Below are 1,642 nucleotides of genomic sequence, written 5' to 3'. Positions count from 1 at the left end.
CTCTCAAGGTACGCGGGTGCGACCCCGGGGACCGGGTGCTGCGGGGACTTCATCCTGGCCAGACATCGACCGGACGGGCTCCTGCCCTCTATTCGAGTTAAAGTGTTTCTCTCTAAGAACGTATCTCCCTAGAAAGGAGGTGATCCAGCCGCACCTTCCGGTACGGCTACCTTGTTACGACTTCACCCCCCTCACCCTCCACACCTTCGGCGCCTCCCCCCTCTCGGTTGGGCCGGCGACTTCGGGTGCAGACGACTCGGGTGGTGTGACGGGCGGTGTGTACAAGGCCCGGGAACGCATTCACCGCGGCATGCTGATCCGCGATTACTAGCAACTCCGACTTCATGGGGGCGGGTTGCAGCCCCCAATCCGAACTGGGGCCGGCTTTCCGGGATCCGCTCCCCCTCGCGGGGTGGCATCCCTCTGTACCGGCCATTGTAGCACGTGTGCAGCCCAGGGCATAAGGGGCATGATGACTTGACGTCGTCCCCGCCCTCCTCCGCCTTGACGGCGGCGGTCCCGCGTGGGTTCCCGGCATCACCCGATGGCAACACGCGGCGGGGGTTGCGCTCGTTGCGGGACTTAACCCAACATCTCACGACACGAGCTGACGACAGCCATGCACCACCTGTATGGGCTCCTCTCGGCCACGGGGTCTCCCCCGCTTCACCCATATGTCAAGCCCTGGTAAGGTTCTTCGCGTTGCTTCGAATTAAGCCACATGCTCCGCTGCTTGTGCGGGCCCCCGTCAATTCCTTTGAGTTTTAGCCTTGCGGCCGTACTCCCCAGGCGGGACGCTTAATGCGTTGGCTGCGGCACGGGGGGATCGTCCCCCCACACCTAGCGTCCATCGTTTACGGCTGGGACTACCAGGGTATCTAATCCTGTTCGCTCCCCCAGCTTTCGCGCCTCAGCGTCGGTCTCGGCCCAGAGGGCCGCCTTCGCCACCGGTGTTCCACCCGATATCTGCGCATTCCACCGCTACACCGGGTGTTCCACCCTCCCCTACCGGACCCAAGCCGCGGAGGTTCCGGGGGCTTCGGGGGGTTGAGCCCCCCGCTTCGACCCCCGGCCTGCCGGGCCGCCTACGCGCGCTTTACGCCCAATGAATCCGGATAACGCTCGCCCCCTACGTATTACCGCGGCTGCTGGCACGTAGTTAGCCGGGGCTTCTTCTGCAGGTACAGTCTTGACTCTTCCCTGCTGAAAGCGGTTTACGACCCGAAGGCCTCCGTCCCGCACGCGGCGTCGCTGCGTCAGGGTTCCCCCCATTGCGCAAGATTCCCCACTGCTGCCTCCCGTAGGAGTCTGGGCCGTGTCTCAGTCCCAATCTGGCCGGTCGGTCTCTCAACCCGGCTACCCGTTGTCGGCACGGTGGGCCGTCACCCCGCCGTCTACCTGATGGGCCGCGGAGCCATCCCCTCCCGTCGGGGCTTTAGCCGGGGTGCCATGCGGCACCCCGGGGTATCCGGTATTACCCGTCCTTTCGGGCGGCTATCCCGGGGGAGGGGGCAGGTTCTCCACGTGTTACTCAGCCGTTCGCCACTCGCTTCCCTCCGGAGAGGGGTGCCGTTCGACTTGCATGTGTTAGGCGCGCCGCCAGCGTTCATCCTGAGCCAGGATCGAACTCTCCGTCCAAAAT

General features: G+C 64.8%; 1 rRNA gene. It reads right to left on the bottom strand.

The annotated features are described in order from the left end of the window. Positions 1-132: 132 nt before the first annotated feature. A 16S ribosomal RNA gene (locus tag DW180_RS10065) occupies positions 133-1,638 on the bottom strand. Between the last annotated feature and the right edge of the window lie 4 nt (positions 1,639-1,642).

The organism is Collinsella sp. AM16-21 (assembly GCF_003471905.1).
Lineage (GTDB): Bacteria > Actinomycetota > Coriobacteriia > Coriobacteriales > Coriobacteriaceae > Collinsella.
The sequence above is the reverse complement of the archived record's forward strand: the minus strand, read 5'-3'. Positions and strand labels throughout refer to the sequence as shown.